At 58.2% G+C, this 16,360-nt stretch carries 21 protein-coding genes; 9 read left to right on the plus strand and 12 right to left on the minus strand.

What is annotated here, in order from left to right; all coding sequences use genetic code 11:
• Positions 1-825, minus strand: a complete 825-nt coding sequence (locus Q0677_RS04660) for a PAS domain-containing protein (protein WP_298906429.1) — start codon at positions 823-825, stop codon at positions 1-3.
• Between the two features lie 160 nt (positions 826-985).
• Between Q0677_RS04660 and Q0677_RS04665 the strand changes: the two genes are divergently transcribed.
• From Q0677_RS04665 to Q0677_RS04680, 4 genes are all read left to right on the plus strand, one after another.
• Complete coding sequence (locus tag Q0677_RS04665) at positions 986-1,879, plus strand: YicC/YloC family endoribonuclease (RefSeq protein ID WP_298906431.1); 894 nt, start codon at positions 986-988, stop codon at positions 1,877-1,879.
• 4 nt (positions 1,880-1,883) lie between these two features.
• A complete protein-coding gene (gene gmk / locus Q0677_RS04670; protein ID WP_298906433.1) occupies positions 1,884-2,537 on the plus strand; it encodes a guanylate kinase in 654 nt (217 codons plus the stop codon).
• Positions 2,534-3,067, plus strand: coding sequence for a gamma carbonic anhydrase family protein (locus tag Q0677_RS04675; RefSeq protein WP_298906436.1), 534 nt, complete (start codon positions 2,534-2,536; stop codon positions 3,065-3,067). Before gmk ends, Q0677_RS04675 begins: the two co-directional genes overlap by 4 nt.
• A 210-nt stretch (positions 3,068-3,277) precedes the next feature.
• A complete protein-coding gene (locus Q0677_RS04680) occupies positions 3,278-4,006 on the plus strand; it encodes a hypothetical protein (protein ID WP_298906437.1) in 729 nt (242 codons plus the stop codon).
• 182 nt (positions 4,007-4,188) lie between these two features.
• Here Q0677_RS04680 and Q0677_RS04685 read toward each other — a convergent pair whose 3' ends face one another.
• Positions 4,189-4,734, minus strand: coding sequence for a peroxiredoxin (locus Q0677_RS04685; RefSeq protein WP_133488424.1), 546 nt, complete (start codon positions 4,732-4,734; stop codon positions 4,189-4,191).
• Between the two features lie 231 nt (positions 4,735-4,965).
• Here Q0677_RS04685 and lipA point away from each other — a divergent pair, with 231 nt between their 5' ends.
• Complete coding sequence (gene lipA / locus Q0677_RS04690) at positions 4,966-5,916, plus strand: lipoyl synthase (RefSeq protein WP_298906441.1); 951 nt, start codon at positions 4,966-4,968, stop codon at positions 5,914-5,916.
• Positions 5,917-6,100: 184 nt separating this feature from the next.
• Here lipA and hpt read toward each other — a convergent pair whose 3' ends face one another.
• Positions 6,101-6,658, minus strand: a complete 558-nt coding sequence (gene hpt / locus Q0677_RS04695) for a hypoxanthine phosphoribosyltransferase (protein ID WP_298906444.1) — start codon at positions 6,656-6,658, stop codon at positions 6,101-6,103.
• Between the two features lie 69 nt (positions 6,659-6,727).
• On the opposite strand from hpt, the gene Q0677_RS04700 reads away from it, so the two are divergent.
• Positions 6,728-7,177, plus strand: a complete 450-nt coding sequence (locus tag Q0677_RS04700; RefSeq protein ID WP_298906447.1) for a type II toxin-antitoxin system RatA family toxin — start codon at positions 6,728-6,730, stop codon at positions 7,175-7,177.
• On the opposite strand, the gene Q0677_RS04705 is transcribed toward Q0677_RS04700, so the two are convergent.
• Genes Q0677_RS04705 through Q0677_RS04720 form a run of 4 tightly spaced genes read right to left on the minus strand, consistent with a single transcriptional unit; the run spans position 7,178 to position 10,192 of the window.
• Positions 7,178-7,540, minus strand: a complete 363-nt coding sequence (locus Q0677_RS04705) for a DUF1304 domain-containing protein (RefSeq protein ID WP_298906450.1) — start codon at positions 7,538-7,540, stop codon at positions 7,178-7,180.
• A 3-nt stretch (positions 7,541-7,543) separates the two neighbouring features.
• Complete coding sequence (locus Q0677_RS04710) at positions 7,544-8,482, minus strand: site-specific tyrosine recombinase XerD (RefSeq protein ID WP_298906453.1); 939 nt, start codon at positions 8,480-8,482, stop codon at positions 7,544-7,546.
• Positions 8,479-10,065: a hypothetical protein gene (locus tag Q0677_RS04715; RefSeq protein ID WP_298906456.1), complete on the minus strand. Its 1,587-nt coding sequence runs from the start codon at positions 10,063-10,065 to the stop codon at positions 8,479-8,481. The genes Q0677_RS04710 and Q0677_RS04715 overlap by 4 nt, the downstream gene beginning before the upstream one ends.
• Positions 10,055-10,192, minus strand: coding sequence for a hypothetical protein (locus tag Q0677_RS04720; protein ID WP_298906460.1), 138 nt, complete (start codon positions 10,190-10,192; stop codon positions 10,055-10,057). Before Q0677_RS04720 ends, Q0677_RS04715 begins: the two co-directional genes overlap by 11 nt.
• A 116-nt stretch (positions 10,193-10,308) precedes the next feature.
• Between Q0677_RS04720 and Q0677_RS04725 the strand changes: the two genes are divergently transcribed.
• Entirely contained in the window at positions 10,309-10,860 is a 552-nt protein-coding gene (locus Q0677_RS04725) for a shikimate kinase (protein ID WP_298906463.1), read from the plus strand.
• On the plus strand, positions 10,857-11,966 hold the full coding sequence (aroB, locus tag Q0677_RS04730) for a 3-dehydroquinate synthase (RefSeq protein ID WP_298906464.1): 1,110 nt from the start codon (positions 10,857-10,859) through the stop codon (positions 11,964-11,966). The genes Q0677_RS04725 and aroB overlap by 4 nt, the downstream gene beginning before the upstream one ends.
• A gap of 8 nt (positions 11,967-11,974) precedes the next feature.
• Here aroB and Q0677_RS04735 read toward each other — a convergent pair whose 3' ends face one another.
• On the minus strand, positions 11,975-13,045 hold the full coding sequence (locus tag Q0677_RS04735) for a site-2 protease family protein (protein ID WP_298906467.1): 1,071 nt from the start codon (positions 13,043-13,045) through the stop codon (positions 11,975-11,977).
• A gap of 36 nt (positions 13,046-13,081) precedes the next feature.
• Entirely contained in the window at positions 13,082-13,591 is a 510-nt protein-coding gene (gene ssb, locus Q0677_RS04740; protein ID WP_282064904.1) for a single-stranded DNA-binding protein, read from the minus strand.
• 258 nt (positions 13,592-13,849) lie between these two features.
• Between ssb and Q0677_RS04745 the strand changes: the two genes are divergently transcribed.
• Positions 13,850-14,380: a lytic transglycosylase domain-containing protein gene (locus Q0677_RS04745; protein WP_298907491.1), complete on the plus strand. Its 531-nt coding sequence runs from the start codon at positions 13,850-13,852 to the stop codon at positions 14,378-14,380.
• Here the strand turns inward: Q0677_RS04745 and Q0677_RS04750 are convergent.
• The 3 genes from Q0677_RS04750 to Q0677_RS04760 all read right to left on the minus strand — a co-directional run bounded on the left by Q0677_RS04750 (position 14,377) and on the right by Q0677_RS04760 (position 16,229).
• Positions 14,377-14,730 (minus strand): antibiotic biosynthesis monooxygenase, encoded by a 354-nt coding sequence (locus Q0677_RS04750; RefSeq protein ID WP_298906468.1) that lies wholly within the window; start codon positions 14,728-14,730, stop codon positions 14,377-14,379. The genes Q0677_RS04745 and Q0677_RS04750 overlap by 4 nt on opposite strands.
• A gap of 52 nt (positions 14,731-14,782) precedes the next feature.
• On the minus strand, positions 14,783-15,328 hold the full coding sequence (locus Q0677_RS04755) for a VOC family protein (protein ID WP_298906471.1): 546 nt from the start codon (positions 15,326-15,328) through the stop codon (positions 14,783-14,785).
• 94 nt (positions 15,329-15,422) lie between these two features.
• Complete coding sequence (locus Q0677_RS04760) at positions 15,423-16,229, minus strand: AraC family transcriptional regulator (protein ID WP_298906474.1); 807 nt, start codon at positions 16,227-16,229, stop codon at positions 15,423-15,425.
• Positions 16,230-16,360 lie beyond the last annotated feature (131 nt).

Raw genomic sequence — 16,360 nt, forward strand, 5'->3', positions numbered from 1 at the left:
TTAGTTGGACGTCACCAGTTTCAGATGTGCCCGTTGTTCTGATTTCCCCGAACCAGATTGGTCCATTTCTGTGCGTATGTCAAAATGTCGCTTTGCCTCGGCAAAGCTGCGAAATGTCTCGTCACCACCAGGAATAGGTTCGCGATAGACATGCCCCTTGTGAAGGCCCGGGCTGGTGCCCAAGCGCAGATCAAGCGTTTCTTGCGCACGCGTCGCCGCGCTTTTGCCCGCGTCATAGGCGTTCCGCGAGGCCGTCATCGACGCGGTTGCCTCGGCCTTCACGATGATGGCACTGGTGTCCACAGAGCGGATCGAGAACCGATGCGGCCCGCGCTTCAGGTCCCCATCGACCTGCAACGCGCCAAGAACCCGTGTAATTTCGCCGTTCTCATCACGCAGAGGCAACATCACCATCTGCGCCTCAATAGGCTTGCGGAACGCACCCGGTGCTGTGGTCAAGGACAGGGTAATCTGCGCGGGCATGTCAAATAACGCCTCAACTGCGCGGTGCAATTCTTTACGCGCGTCGGCCTGAAAGAAGACCGAGATCGGCATGCCGCGGACCTCCATGTCCATAATGTCATTCAGATGCTGCCCGGCCAGCCGAATACGGGCCAGCCCCGGAGCGATCTTTTCAAGAATGAAGGCTTCGTGCAGAGCACCCGCCATACCGCGCGGATCAACCTCTTGCCGGGTGGGGCACAGGCGCCCGTTGCGCAGCGCATGCCAATAGGCTTCGACCTGTGCAATCGCCGGATAGGTTTTGGTCTGCCGGGCCGACAGCAGCGAGACAACATTCCCGTTACGCAAATACTCGATCTTCATCTCTTTGTTCCCGACAGTGTGGTCCCGTTTTGGATCCGCCTGATCCTTGTTCAATTGGTGACCGTTTGTTAACGAATACGTAGGTAATGCTTACCGATGTCTTAATATGTCACATTCTGATCGAATTTGGCGGAAAATCTTATCAAATGGTTAACCACCCATGATTTACTCGATGACCGGATATGCCAGCGCAACTGGTGAACTCAACGGATTTACCTGGGTTTGGGACCTTAGATCGGTAAATGCGCGCGGGCTGGATATCCGCCTTCGGCTGCCTGACGGGTTGGACGGGGTCGAGGATACGCTGCGCAAGGCGTTGAAACAAAAGATCGCGCGTGGGAACGTCTCGGTCACGTTGCGCGTCTCGCATCCAGAGGACGACGGGCAGTACGCGGTGAATCCGGAACGACTGGGGCAGGCGATCTCGCACCTTCTTGCGATCTCGACCGAGGCTGAAATGCGTGGGCTGGCGGTGACGCCGGTGTCCCCGGCCGATATCGCGCAGCTGCGCGGGGTGATAGAGGTGCGGGCCGCAGATGCTGACAGCCGCTCGCCGCTGATCGACGCCTTGAAAGCGCAGATCCCCAGTTTGGTCGACGCCTTCGTGGCCGCGCGTCAAGACGAAGGGCAGGCGCTGTCCGAAATCCTGTCGGGGCAGGTCGATCAGGTGGATGTACTGGTCGGGCAGGCGGAAGCGTTGCTGGACGAACGCTCTCAAGCACAAGCCGACGCGCTGCGCACGGCACTGGCCCGTGTCATGGACGCAGTTGAAGGCGCGGATGAGGACCGTGTGGCGCAGGAGCTGGCGCTGATTGCCGTGAAAACCGATGTGCGCGAGGAACTGGACCGGCTGCGCGCCCATATCACCGTTGCCCGTTCGCACCTGACTGCAGGGGACCCCGCAGGCCGCAAGCTCGACTTCCTGATGCAGGAATTCAACCGCGAGGCCAACACCTTGTGTTCCAAGGCACAATTTAACGAACTGACCCGTGTAGGGCTTGACCTGAAGCATGTGATTGATCAGATGCGCGAGCAAGTTCAGAACGTGGAGTGACCCCATGAGTACCCCAGAAAATCGTCGCGGCCTTCTTATCATCCTGTCCTCGCCATCCGGCGCGGGGAAATCGACGCTGGCCAAGCGGCTGATGGAATGGGACCCGACGCTCAGCTTCTCGGTCTCGGCCACCACCCGCGCGCCGCGTGACGGCGAGGTCGACGGCAAGGATTACCACTTCGTTGAAGAAGCAAAGTTCAAGGATATGGTGATCAAGGGCGAGATGCTGGAACACGCCCACGTTTTCGGGAACTTCTATGGCTCGCCCGCCGCACCCGTCCGTGAGGCAATTGAAAGCGGGAAAGACGTGCTGTTTGATGTCGACTGGCAGGGCGAGGTGCAGATCCGCAACTCGTCCATGGCATCGCATTCCCTGTCGATCTTCATCCTGCCGCCCTCGATCACCGAACTGCGCGCGCGTCTGGTGGGTCGTGGTCAGGACAGTGACGAAGTGATCCAGAAACGGATGCAGAAAAGCTGGGACGAAATCAGCCACTGGGGCAGCTATGATTACGTGCTGGTGAATGACGATCTTGAGGCGACGGCACAGAAGCTGATCACCATCGTTGAAGCCACCCGCCAGCGCCGCAACCAGCAGCCCAGCCTGCTGGACCACGTGCGCAAGCTGCAAGCCGAGTTTGAGGAGGGAGACGCATGATTTACGAACTGGACGGGATCGCCCCGGACATCGCCGAAGACGCGTTCATCGCACCCGATGCCAACCTGATCGGCAAGGTGCAGATCGATTCGAAAGCCTCGGTTTGGTTCGGTTCGACCCTGCGGGGCGATAACGAGCTGATCCATGTGGGTGCGGGCACCAACGTGCAGGAGAACTGCGTCTTTCACACCGACATGGGCTTTCCACTGACCATCGGCCAGAACGTCACCGTAGGCCATAAGGTGCTGCTGCACGGCTGCACCATCGGCGACAACACCTTGATCGGCATGAACGCCACCGTGATGAACGGCGCGGTGATCGGCAAAAACTGCCTGATCGGGGCAGGAGCCTTGGTGACCGAGGGCAAGGTGATCCCGGATGGGTCCATGGTTCTGGGCGCACCGGGTAAAATCGTGCGCGAGTTGGATGCAGCAGCGATCAAGGGGCTCGAGGCCTCGGCGCTGGGGTATCAGGCGAACGCGGCGCGCTTTTTGAAGGGGTTGAAGCCGGTTGGTAGCGGTTGCTGCTAGAACAGCAGTTTTGAGCCCTCCTTACTGAAATACTGTGGTTTAGCTAGCGACCGCTTTTAGCGCAGTCATGCACGGCCATTTGGTCAGTTTGGTTGTGATACAAGCTGACTGATAACGCAGACGAGCAAGTCACCTCGAACAACGCAGCTTTAAAGAAATGTCATGTAAGCCTAAGTTGTATGTTTGTCGGGACGATTTTGGAGAAGCACCATGCAAACATTGTTGGTTTTTGTGGGGCTTAGTGGTCTCATATGGGGCATCAGAAAACTAGGCAAGCCTTGGCGGCAGTACCATGAAGAGAATATTGCTCCACTTGAAAAGGACCTAGCGTCAGCTCAAGCGCGACGCTCCGTCAAGGAGAATGCCCGAATGCAGGCTTTTGACAACGCCGAACTCTTCTCGAGAGATTTTCAAGCGGAGGTCAGGAAACATCAGAGGGTCAAGAGCGAAGCCTACGACGAACTTAACCCACTGCGGGACAGGAAGTCTGAGCTTCACAATGAAATGGACGATGTGCGTTCAAATCTAGACAGCTGGCATCGGCGTTCAAAGAGTTTCTTTGGAAACAAGAGGCGGAAGATCAAAGATGACAGTATCCTTGGGTGGTTCGGCCTTGAACAGACAATAGCTCAAAAGGAGCAGTTTGAGAATCGCCGTGAAGCCATTTCTTCGGAAATCCGCAACCTGAAGGACGAGATGTCAGACATCTATGAGAGTCGGATCAAGCCAGCCAAGGAAGGTTTAAAGGCAGTCTTTGATGACCAAGAACACTTTAGGCGCTTGCGGCAAGATGGTCTGAACGAGCGATATTTTCGCACTGAGGTGAAAAAGTTGGATTCGGAGATTACTCAAATCGGAATTGAGGTAGAAAGTTTGAAAGCGGCAATCAGGAATGTGACCGAAGCCTATAAAGATCAGCAAAAATCGCGCCGCAGTTAAGTTGGAGCTAGTGGTAACAGGCGAAAAATCGAAGCGGCAATTCTACGTAATCTAGTCATTGGGATGCCAAATACAGACGGCAGCGTCGTCCCGCAAAGCAGACCCTGATCCAAGCCACGTTGTCCAAACTGAAAAAGGGCCACCCAATCGGGCGGCCCTTCGTCATTCAGTAAGCCAATCGCTTATGCGACAGCTTCTTTGGCCTCTTTCAGCCATGCCAGTACGGTTTCTGGTGCGCTTTCGCCATAGGGGTCTTCGCCGTGGTTGTCGCAGCGGCCCGGCTCTTCGAACCATGCTTCAACAACACCGTCGTTGATGACGGCAGCATAGCGCCACGAGCGGGCGCCGAAGCCCAGGTTGTCTTTCTGAACCAGCATGCCCATCAGGCGGGTGAACTCGCCCGAGCCATCGGGGATCACTTTGACGTTTTCCAGCTCTTGGTTGCGGGCCCAGGCGTTCATGACGAAGCTGTCGTTGACCGACATGCAGTAGATCTCGTCGATGCCTTCAGCGGCGAAATCGGCAAAGCCGTTTTCGTAACCGGGCAGCTGATAGGTCGAGCAGGTCGGGGTGAACGCGCCGGGCAGCGAGAACAGAACAACGCGCTTGCCTTTGAAGTAATCGTCCGAGGTCATGTCCTGCCAGCGGAACGGGTTCGGCCCTTCGATGCTTTCATCACGAACGCGGGTGCGGAAGGTGATGTTGGGGACGGTAACGCCTGCTTTCATTGGGAAAATCCTTTACTGTCTAAGCGCGTGGCTGGGAATCGCTTCGCGCGTTGATGGAAGGATTAGAACGATTCCAAATGACGCTCAACGGGGTTTTTCTGCACCGCGTCATTTTGGGTCGTTCCGGCGTTTGGCTATGCGCCCACTGCATATCTGGAAAACAAGCTTTGAAGGTGACTTGGGGGCACGGGGCGCTTATATAGGTCAGAACTACTGGCCCGGAGGAAAGCCATGCGTGATCTGAAAATCCCTGAAAGCCGCCACCCTGAAAAGGCGCATCGCAAGGATAACGCTCAGCCCAAGAAACCCAGCTGGATCCGGGTGAAGGCACCCGGCGGCAAGGGCTATGCCGAGACGCATAAGATCATGCGCGAGAACAATCTGGTCACCGTGTGTGAAGAAGCTGGCTGCCCCAATGCGGGCGAATGCTGGAGCCAGGGCCACGCCACCATGATGATCATGGGCGAGATCTGTACCCGTGGCTGCACCTTCTGCAACGTGGCCACCGGCAAGCCGGATGATCTGGACGCGTTCGAGCCGGGCCGTGTGGCGCATGCGGTGAAGAAACTGGGCCTGAACCACGTTGTTATCACCTCGGTGGATCGTGACGACCTGAAGGATGGCGGGGCAGAGCACTTCGCCCAGACGATCCGCGCCGTGCGTCACCAATCGCCCGATACGACGATCGAGATCCTGACACCGGACTTCCTGAAATGCGAGGACAGCGTGCTGGAAACCGTGGTTGAAGCGCGTCCAGACGTGTTCAACCACAACCTCGAAACCGTTCCGGGACTGTACCCCGAAGTGCGCCCCGGTGCGCGCTATTTCCACTCGCTGCGTCTGTTGCAGCGCGTGAAAGAGCTGGATCCCTCGATGTTTACGAAGTCAGGCATCATGGTCGGGCTGGGCGAGGATCGCCAATCCGTCATGCAGATCATGGATGATATGCGCGCCGCGGACATCGATTTCCTGACCATCGGGCAGTATTTGCAGCCCACGCCGAAGCATCACGCGGTCGAACGCTTTGTGCATCCAGACGAGTTCAAGGATTACGAAACGGCGGCTTACGGCAAGGGCTTCCTGATGGTGTCCGCGACCCCGCTGACACGCTCGTCTTATCATGCGGGCGATGACTTCGAACGCCTGCGTAAGGCACGCGAAGAAAGCCTCGCAAAGGCCTGAAATTAAATAACTTAAGGTCTTTTTACGCGCTCGACTTTCATCCAGTCGGGCGCGCCGAAGAAATGTTCAACGGCGAATATGGCCAAGCAGATTGCGATCACGGTCAAAACGAGCGCCACCCGTTTGGCCGAGGGTGGATTGCGCGCCCACTTTGCCATCCGAAGAAGTGAACGGGGGTACATGCTCAGCTCTCGCCGTCTTGGGTGTCCAGAAAGCGTACCTTGCCGATATGGGGCAGGTTGCGATTGCGTTGGGCAAAGTCGATGCCGTAGCCCACAACGAATTCATCGGGGATTTCGAACCCGGTCCAGTCCGCCTTCACATCAACCTCGCGCCGGGACGGTTTGTCCAGAAGGGCGATGGTGCGCAGCTTGGCTGGGCCTTTGGTCTTCAACAGCTTAATCACGTGTTGCAGGGTGAAACCGGTATCCACGATATCCTCGACCACCAGCACATCGCGCCCGGCAATTTCGCCGCGCAAGTCCTTGAGAATACGGACTTCCCGGCTGCTTTCGGTCGAGTTTCCGTAAGAGGACGCTTCCAGGAAATCGACCTCGACCGGCAGGTCCAGTTCGCGCACCACATCTGCGATGAACACGAACGAACCCCTCAGTAACCCGACAACAACCAGTTTGTCGGTACCATCGAACTCATCGTGGATCTCTTGTGCCAGTTCTTCCACCCGTGCCGCGATTTGCTTGGCCGAGATGAGCGTATCAATGACATATGGTCGCTGAACCATTGCTTCCCCCTTGATTCTCGCCTGCATTCCTAAGACATGTGCGTCTGACAGAGAAGGAAAAAGCCCAACATGCCCACACATGGCGAAAAACGCGTGATGCCCTATACGGCCGAACAGATGTACGATCTGGTGGCAGATGTTGGTCGCTATCCCGAGTTTTTGCCGTGGAATTCGGCCGCAAGGGTGCGCCGGGTGGTGCCGCTGGATGACGGACGGCAGTTGATGGAAGCGGATCTTGTCATCAGCTTCAAAGTCTTCCGCGAACGCTTTACCAGCCGAGTGACCTTGGATCAGGCGGGGCAGCGGATTGATACGGAATATCTGGATGGGCCGTTCAAATATCTGAAATCCTTCTGGATCTTCAAAGATCATCCGCAGGGCTGCGAGGTCGAATTTTTTGTGGATTTCGAGTTCAAAAGCCCGATGCTGCAAAAGGTGATCGGCCTTGTCTTCAACGAGGCGATGCACCGGATCGTGGCGGCGTTTGAAAAACGCGCCAAGGCGCTCTACGGCAGCTGATCAGCTGATCAACAGCGCCGCGATGGTGATCAGGGCGGGCAGGGCTTGCACCTGAAAGATCTTCTTCGACGCGGTCGCCGCGCCGAAAATGCCCGCGACAGCAACACAGGCCAGAAAGAACAGCGCAACATTCTGCGCCCAAACGGGATCAGAAATCAGGCGCGACCAGATCAGGCCTGCGGCGAGGAACCCGTTATAAAGCCCCTGATTGGCGGCCATCGCCTTTGTCGGGGCAAACAGGTCGCGCGGGAAGCTGCGAAAGACCTTCGGGCCTCGGCTTTCCCACGCGAACATCTCGAACCACAGGATATAGAGGTGAAGTGCTACGATCAGCAGGATCAGCACGGTTACCAAAACACTCATGACCTAGTCCTTCTCGGCAAGCGGATGGTGGGTGAAGACCAGCTCGCGCAGGCGTTCTTCCAGAACATGCGTGTAGATTTCGGTGGTGGCAAGATCCGCATGGCCCAGCAGCGCCTGTATTGACCTGAGGTCAGCGCCATGAGCCAGCAGATGTGTTGCAAAAGCGTGGCGCAGCCGGTGGGGCGTGACGTCGCCGGGTGACACGCCTGCAGCCACGGCGATGTCCTTGATGATCGCGTAGAACCGGTGACGGGTCAGATGGCCAGAGGCGCCCGTGGAGGGGAATAGGAAGGGCGAGGGCTTTGCGCCTTTCTCGATCCGCGCGGTGTCTTCGGCAGTGTCGCGAAACTCCAGCCAGTCAGACAGCGCGGCGCGGGCCTCGGACGACAGAGGCACCAACCGGTCCTTGTCGCCTTTCCCTCGGATCAGAAGAAGCTGGGGATCGCCGCGCGCAGCGGAAACGGGAAGGGACACAAGTTCACTGACGCGCATCCCTGTCGCATAGAGCAGCTCCATCAAACAGATATTGCGCAGCCGGTCTGCATCCGTGCGTCCCATGGCGCGGGTGGCGCCCAAAAGCGCCTCTACCTGCTCTTCCGAAAGGGTTTTCGGCAGCGATTTCATCTGCCCCGGCCCGCGAATTTTCAAGGCTGGATTGTCCGTACGCCAGCCCTCTTCATAAGCGAAGCGAAACAGTTGCTTGATCGAAGACAGCCTGCGCGCACGGGTCGAGGCCGCTAAACCCTGCACGTCGCAATCGACCAGATAGGCTTCGATATCCGCGCGCGACAGGTCATCAAACCGTTTTGATTTGTCCTCGATGAACTCGGTAAAGGCCTTCAAGTCACGTCCATAGGCCAGTCGCGTGTTTTCTGAAGCCCCTAGTTCGGCCGCCTGCGCATCCAGAAACGCCGAGATCCAGCGCGTGTGGTCGGGGGTCATCCGCGCCTCTCGAGGATCAGAACCTCTAGCGCGGCTTGGCGCGCAACACGTTCCAGACCGATCTGGCGGAAGAAGGCCAGCGCATCGGCGATCTCATCCAGGTTGCCGTGGGTGCCGCTTTCATACAACGTAATGGCGCGCAGGATGGCTTCGCCCATCCGGTTGCTGTCCATCAGAGATTTCAAGCGCACCGGGATATCACGCGCGTTCAGCCCCTCAACAACTGCCCGCGATGTCGCGTTATAACCCGTCGCAGTTTGCGTGTTGCCCAGAGCGATTGCGGTCAACAGCGCTTCTTTTCCTCCGTCGTCGCGAGTTGGCCAAGAGGTTGCGAACTCTTCGCTTTTTGACGATAGCAGCCCCAGAGACAGCGCAACTTTACGGGCGTCACGATCTTGCGGAATGTGCGATATCAGACGCCCACCGAACAACTGTGCGAAGGGGACTTCCAACGCGGCGTCCTCGATCTGCGGCCAGAGGGTGGTCAAGGATGCGCTTAGCGCGGCTTCGTTGCCGCTGCTCAGGCTCTGTTCAAGCCGGCGCACGCTCTGCATCCGGTCCCAAATCCCGCCCGAGGCCGCAGGACGGCGTTCAGTATAGAGCCCCAGCAGTTGGTTCGGCGTGGCAGCCCCCACACGGGCCAGACGCTCGGCTGCTTCAGCACGCGCTTTCCAGCCGATATTGGCGCGCAAATCGGCCTGCGCGAAGGCCAGCGGCAGGTTTCCGGTCGGGATATGCTCGCCAATTGCTTCGAACATGCGGAAGGTCAGGGGGGTCAGATCATGCGGGCGCCGCAAGGGAGGCTCGCCTTCAAACAATTCAGGATCCAGAAAACGCGCCAGCAGCGCGTCCTCGAAATCCGAAATGTACCCCAGAGCGCGTCCAGTTTCGAGCGTCAGGACTGCTGCGTCCCATTCGCCAGACCGGGCCAAGCAGAAGACACGCGCGGTGAAGGTCGGGCTGAGGTCAGGAGAGTTCGTCAGGATCTCGCAAAACCGATCCTCGGTGCCAAGAAGCAGTGCAGTGTCAAAGCCGCGACGGAACACGCGCGGATTACTGGTTCCGGCCCGGTTTAACAGTGCCTCAGCCTGATCCAAGGCGCCGATGGACAACAGCCGATCGACCCGTGCCATGAACAGGCGATCATCGCCGGTGCGCGCGCCTTTGGGTGGATTGAGCTCGGCCAGAAGAAGCGTGTTCAGCAGGTCCTGCATCGCTGGATACAGGTACAAAGGCATGTCCGTGATGCGCCGCGCCAGATCATCCGGGCGGGAACTGCCCCACAAATCGCGCGAAAACCCTGTGGTCGCGCTGGACAACAATCCAACGGCGTCCAGCACCGGGGTTTCCAGAAGGCTCATCGTGACTTGGGCAACCGATGCGCCTGTCGTCACGTCTGGTTCGTTCGGGTCAGGAGGCAACACCGCGCTATCGATGGACGGGGGCGGAAGGGCGACACTGTCAGACAGCCAGCCGATCGCCGACATGGGCGCGCCATGTGTCACCTGCGCCTGCGCCAATCCAGCAGACTGGACAATAGCCGCGCTTAAAAACGCGGCTTTGTAGAATTCTTTAATCGCCATTCAGCGTCACAGTGGTGCTTTGCGGCGTGCTCGGAGGCGACATATCACCCAGATAGGCATAGCCCGACAGCCCAATCACGCCCAAAATTGCCAGAAAGAACACAAGCTTGATCAAGCGGATCCGCATTGAGAGTCACCTATTTTTCTGCCTCGGTCTTCGTTTTGCTGATTTTATATATGGTATTTTCCGCAAGATCACGCCATTCAGGAAAGAAATCTGAATTTGGGCAAGTGGGCGCCGCTTTGGCATTCAAATTAAAGAAATCCATCGTCATGGTGGGCATGATGGGGGCGGGGAAAACCGCCGTCGGACAGGCGCTGGCCGCCCGTCTAGAAGTTCCGTTTCTGGACAGCGATGAAGAGATCGTGCGCGCGGCAAATATGTCGATCGCCGAGATCTTCGAGCGCGACGGAGAGGCGTTTTTCCGCGACCGCGAGACCGAGGTAATCGGGCGGCTTCTGGATGGTCCGCGGGCAATTCTGTCGACCGGAGGCGGGGCTTTCATGGCCGAACGCAATCGGACCATGATCAGCGACCGGGGCGTCTCGCTTCTACTACGCGCGGATTTGGAGCTGCTTTGGAACCGGGTGAAGCATAAGGACACGCGCCCGCTGCTGCGCACACCAGACCCAAAGGCCACGCTGACCGAAATTTACAACGCCCGCGTGCCGGTTTACGAGCTGGCAGATGTGGCTGTGGATGCCCATCCTGATTATACCATCGCGCAGATGACCGAGGCGGTGATCAAGGTTCTGAAGACCCGCCCGGATGTGCTTGAGGAGATCCCCGCATGACCACCGTTCACGTCCCCTTGGATGATCGCGCCTATGACGTCCGCATCGCACCGGGTCTGATTGCACGCGCTGGGATCGAAATCGCGCCCTTGCTGCCGCGCGCGAAGGTCTGGATCGTGACAGAAGAAACGGTTGCTGGGCTGCATTTGGACGCGTTGAAAGCCGGGCTGTCGGCCGAGGGGATTGCCTCCGAGGCGCTGATCCTGCCGCCCGGGGAAAGCACCAAAAGCTGGCCCTATCTGATGCAGACCGTCGAATGGCTGCTGGAGCAAAAGGTCGAGCGCAAGGATGTGGTGCTGGCCTTTGGCGGCGGCGTGATCGGAGACCTTGTGGGCTTTGCCGCTGCGATCCTGCGCCGTGGCGTGCGCTTCGTACAGCTGCCGACGTCTCTGCTGGCGCAGGTGGACAGTTCGGTCGGGGGCAAGACCGGGATCAACGCGCCGCAGGGCAAGAACCTGATCGGCGCGTTCCACCAGCCCTCGTTGGTGCTGGCGGATATCGACGTGCTGGGCACGCTGCAACCACGTGATTTTCTGGCGGGCTATGGCGAGGTCGTGAAATATGGCGGTCTGGGCGACGCGTCCTTCTTCGACTGGCTCGAAGTGAACGGGCCCGCACTGGCCGCAGGTGATCTGGCGTTGCGCGAAGAAGCCGTGCGCTGGTCGGTGCAGATGAAAGCCGACATCGTTGTGCGCGATGAGACCGAGCAAGGCGACCGCGCGCTTTTGAACCTTGGTCACACGTTTGGCCACGCGCTTGAAGCGGCGACCGGCTATTCCGACCGTTTGTTGCATGGCGAAGGCGTCGCCATTGGCTGCGCACTCGCGTTTGAAACCTCGGCCCGGTTGGGGCTGATGAGCCAAGAAAGCCCCTCGCGCTTCCGCGAGCATCTGGCGGCCATGGGGATGAAGAAAGACATCCGCGACATCCCCGGTGATCTGCCCGATGCGGAGGGTTTGATCGCGCTGATGGCACAGGACAAGAAGGTTGTGCAGGGCAAGCTGCGCTTCATTCTGGCACGCGCGATTGGCGATGCCTTCGTGGCCGACGACGTCGATATGGGTGTGGTCAAAGACGTGCTGACCGAGGCGCTGGCAGACGCCTAAGCCTCACATCATTTGCGCGCGTTGGCAATCACCATCAGCTCACCCACATTTTCACGGGTAATATAGCCTAGAAGATGCCCCTCGGCGTCCAGAACCGCGACGGTCGGCGCAGTGCCCATCCGTTCAAGGATCATCTCGAGCCCGTCCGTCAGTGCGGCCGCCGGAACAGATGTCATTACATCTCCCACACGGGTGTCCGCGGCGCCTTCGGCCATCGCATGAAACAGCGCTTCGCGGGTCAGGAAGCCTGCCAAATGGCCTTCGATATCCAGCACCGGAAACTCGTGCTGCGTGGTCCGGATCAGGGTGGTCGCCGCAAGCGCGATAGGATTCTCCGGACGCAGACTTTCATATTCCGTGATCATCGCATCGCGCGCCATCAGCTTGCGGGCCACGTCGCGCATGGCGACATCCGCGCTTTCGCCGCCCGCTGCGATAAAGATAAAGCCCGCGATCAGCACCAGCATCAGGTTGCCGGACATAAGACCGGTCAGCGCCATCAGGAAGGCCACAAATTGCCCCGCGCCCGCGGCGATACGTGTTGCCCTGACACGATCGGTGAACATCGATAAAACCGCACGAAGCACCCGTCCGCCATCCATCGGAAAGGCCGGGACCAAGTTAAAGACCGCAAGGATCAGGTTCAGCGTCGCCAGTTGCGAGGGCAGGGTGGAGGGGGTAATCGCCATGCCGGTCAGCTGCTCGGTCTCGGTCGGGGCGCCGATCAAGAGCGTCAGAACCGCCCAGATCACCACGTTCACCGCAGGACCCGCCAAAGCGACCAGAATTTCCTGCCGCGGGTTCTCGGGCATGCGTTCCAACCGCGCCAATCCGCCGATGGGCAGAAGCGTCACGTCCGGCGTGCGGATGCCAAAGCGGCGCGCCATCAGCGCGTGGCCGAATTCATGCGCCACAACGCAGGCAAACAGCAGAAGAACAAAGACGATGGTCCAAAGCGCGGCTTCGGGGCCTTGTTCAGACCAGGTCGAGGCGCCAATGAAGGCCAGCAGAAGAAAGAACGTCACATGGACGCGCAGCTGCGAGCCAAAAAGGCGCCCGATGGGAAATGACCATGACATCGCGCGCCTCCTTGTTTTGTGTGTTTTATGAGTGCTTTAGAACGGGATTTCGTCGTCGAAACCACCACCAGCCGGAGCGGGACCACCGCCACCTTGGCCGCCACCACCGAAGCCACCGCCTTGGTTGCCTCCGCCGTAGCCGCCACCGCCGCCACCGTAGCCGCCACCTTGACCACCGCCGCCTTGGCCACCGCTGCGGCCATCCAGCATGGTCAGCGTGCCGTTAAAGCCTTGCAGCACGACCTCGGTCGAGTAGCGATCATTGCCGGACTGGTCTTGCCACTTACGGGTCTGCAGTTGACCTTCGACATAGACTTTCGAGCCTTTGCGCAAGAACTGCTCACATACGCGGACCAGACCTTCTGAGAAGACGGACACGGTGTGCCATTCGGTTTTCTCGCGACGCTCGCCGGTATTGCGGTCTTTCCAGGTTTCCGAGGTCGCAATGCGCAGGTTGCACACTTTGCCACCATTCTGGAAGGTCCGTACCTCGGGGTCTGCACCAAGATTACCAATAAGCATGACCTTGTTAAGCGAACCTGCCATCCTGCGTCCTTTCGATTCTAAGTTGGGCCATATGGTTACATCATCTGTGGGCGAGAGAAACGTGATTTCTGTGAGCGACATTCCCAAATGCGCTTAGATTTGCGCGTTTCGCCCGGCGGCACTTCCCAGACGGGTCTGCAACGCCTATATTAGCGCCGTATTCAAGCTGGGGGCGGACATTTGCGCCAAAGAGTATTCACGATCGCTGGGCTAAGCCTTGTTACGGCCCTTTCCATCGAAGCACCGCGAAATATGGCGATGGCCGAAAGCCTGTTTGGCAGTTCGGGTGGGCGCAGCGCGTTCAAATCGCAGGTCGGCGTTTTGGATTCGCGCGCGGCACAGCAATACGCTGGCTCCTCGCGTTTGACGCCGAACGCCCCGACGACGCCGACCAGTTATGGCATTCCCAGCTATACCGGCAATTACAAAGGCCAATACCTGCCGATCGCGCAGGCCATGGCGCGTCGTCACGGCATTCCCGAGGATCTTTTCTTGCGGCTTGTGCAGCAGGAAAGCGGATGGAATCCCAAGGCGAAAAGCCATGCCGGGGCCATTGGGCTTGCGCAGCTGATGCCGTTCACAGCCAAGAAACTTGGCGTAGACCCTTGGAATCCCTCGCAAAACCTGGAAGGCGGCGCGCGGTATCTGCGTCAGCAATATGACCGGTTCCGCTCATGGCGCCTTGCCTTGGCCGCTTATAACGCTGGGCCCGAGGCTGTGGCCAAATACAACGGTGTTCCGCCCTACAAGGAAACCCAAGGCTACGTAAAAGCTATTCTCGGCAGCTAAAGCGCGCGTCCTTCGGGACCGGAATAAGCGCGTTCGACTTTCGCGACGCGCAGATGGTACTGCGCGTACCAGCGGGTTTGGCCCAGCTTTTGCGCCATCAGATGATCTACATCCGCTTTCCATGCGGAAATCGCAGCCTCATTGCGCCAGTAAGACACGGTTATCCCAACCCCAAACGCATCGCGTGTGCTTTCAACCCCGATGTATCCGTCTTGCGCCTGCGCCAGTTCCACCATCTTGTCCGCCATCTGTTCATAGCCGCGAACGGTCGAGGACAGCTGATTGGTGAAAATCACCGCATAATAGGGCGGCTCGGGCAGGGGGGCGAAACGGGTTTCATCAAAAGACATGGGCGCATCCTTTCACAGATACGCCCATGCATAAATCAATCTAAGCGCTGCGTCACTCGACGTCTGACAGCTCTTTTTTATGAAGCCATTCTGCGTGCTTGGGTGCGCGTTTGGTCTCGGACCATTCGTTCAGCATGTCCCATTTCACTTCGTCCATGCGCTTCAGCATGGCTTCTTCCTCGGGATCGGGGCAGGCCAACTCGATGCGGTGGCCGTTCGGATCAAAGAAGTAGATGGAATGGAAGATCGAGTGATCCGTCACGCCCAGTACATCGACGCCATTGGCTTCAAGATGCTCTTTGAATTCAATTAGTTCAGAGCGGTCCTTCACCTTGAAGGCAATATGCTGAACCCAGATCGGCGTGTTCGGGTCACGGCCCATTTTTGGCTTGGTGGGCAGCTCAAAGAACGCCAGCACGTTCTCGTTCCCGGCATCCAGGAACACGTGCATGTAGGGATCAGGCTCGTGGGTCGACGGGACGTGGTTTTCCGCGATGGCCAGAATGAAGTCCATCTTCAGCATTTTACCGTACCATTCGACGGTCTCTTTCGCGTCCTTACAGCGATACGCGACGTGGTGAATTTGTTCGATTTTCATGAGCGCTCCTCCTTTTGATCGAGGATATACACAACATTCATTTCATTTGCAACGATTGTTGTGTGAAGTTTCTGAGGGCAGGGTAGGGCGCTTCCTATCCCCGCTTACGGAACGCCGAGGGTGTCTGCCCGGTTTGTTTCTGGAACGCGCGGGTAAAATAGGCCGCCGAGGTAAATCCAAGCGACGCTGCAATGTCTTTGATCGGCACGCGTGTCTCGGTCAGCAAACGCCGTGCTTCATAGGTGACCCGGTCTTGCAATATAGCCGATGCCGGGCGTCCGCAGGCGTTGTTGCACACGCGCGACAGGTGCGTGGGGGTGATGCCCAGATCTGCCGCATAGTCCCGAACGGTTTTCGCACTGTGGAAATCTTGTTCGACCAGCGCGGTGAAGGCATTGACCAACCGTTGCCCCGATTTGGGTTTGTTGTCGCCTTCATCAAGCGCTTCTAGCTGGCGATCCAACCAGACCGAGATCAGCCCGGCATGACACATCATGGCGCGGCTGGCCCGCGCAGTGCCTTTCTCCATCTCGCGCTGCAGATTGTCGACAAGATTGCTGAGTTCGATCTGCCGATCCGCGTCGCGCAGGCGCAAGTGAACGGAGTCCTGAGGAAGGCCCAGTTGCTCTTCACTGTCTTGCGGAAACACGATGATCGTCCCGGCGACCTGTGTGCTCATTTCGAACCCATGCATGGTGCCCGCAGGAAGATAGATGCAGTTGTGTGGACCATAACCGGACGTCACACCATTGATGGTGATACGCCCCTGTCCACGGGTAAACCACAAAAGAACAGGTGCCCCGTAAGAGCGCATAGCTTCTGTGCGCCAACGCCCCCCCACGCCCAGACGAGCAATTGGGAGTGCACGGAACGAGGAATTCGGATGGGTGGTATCAGTCATAAGAACGCAATCGCAGCAGCCAGTAAAATTACCTTACTGCCCAATCGCTAGCTTACCCTGTTCGACCTGTCTCATTATTTTTGACAGATTACAACTTTTCCACAGGGTCTTCCACAAGAATAGAAATGCAC

The organism is uncultured Aliiroseovarius sp., assembly GCF_947492455.1.
Taxonomy (GTDB): domain Bacteria; phylum Pseudomonadota; class Alphaproteobacteria; order Rhodobacterales; family Rhodobacteraceae; genus Aliiroseovarius.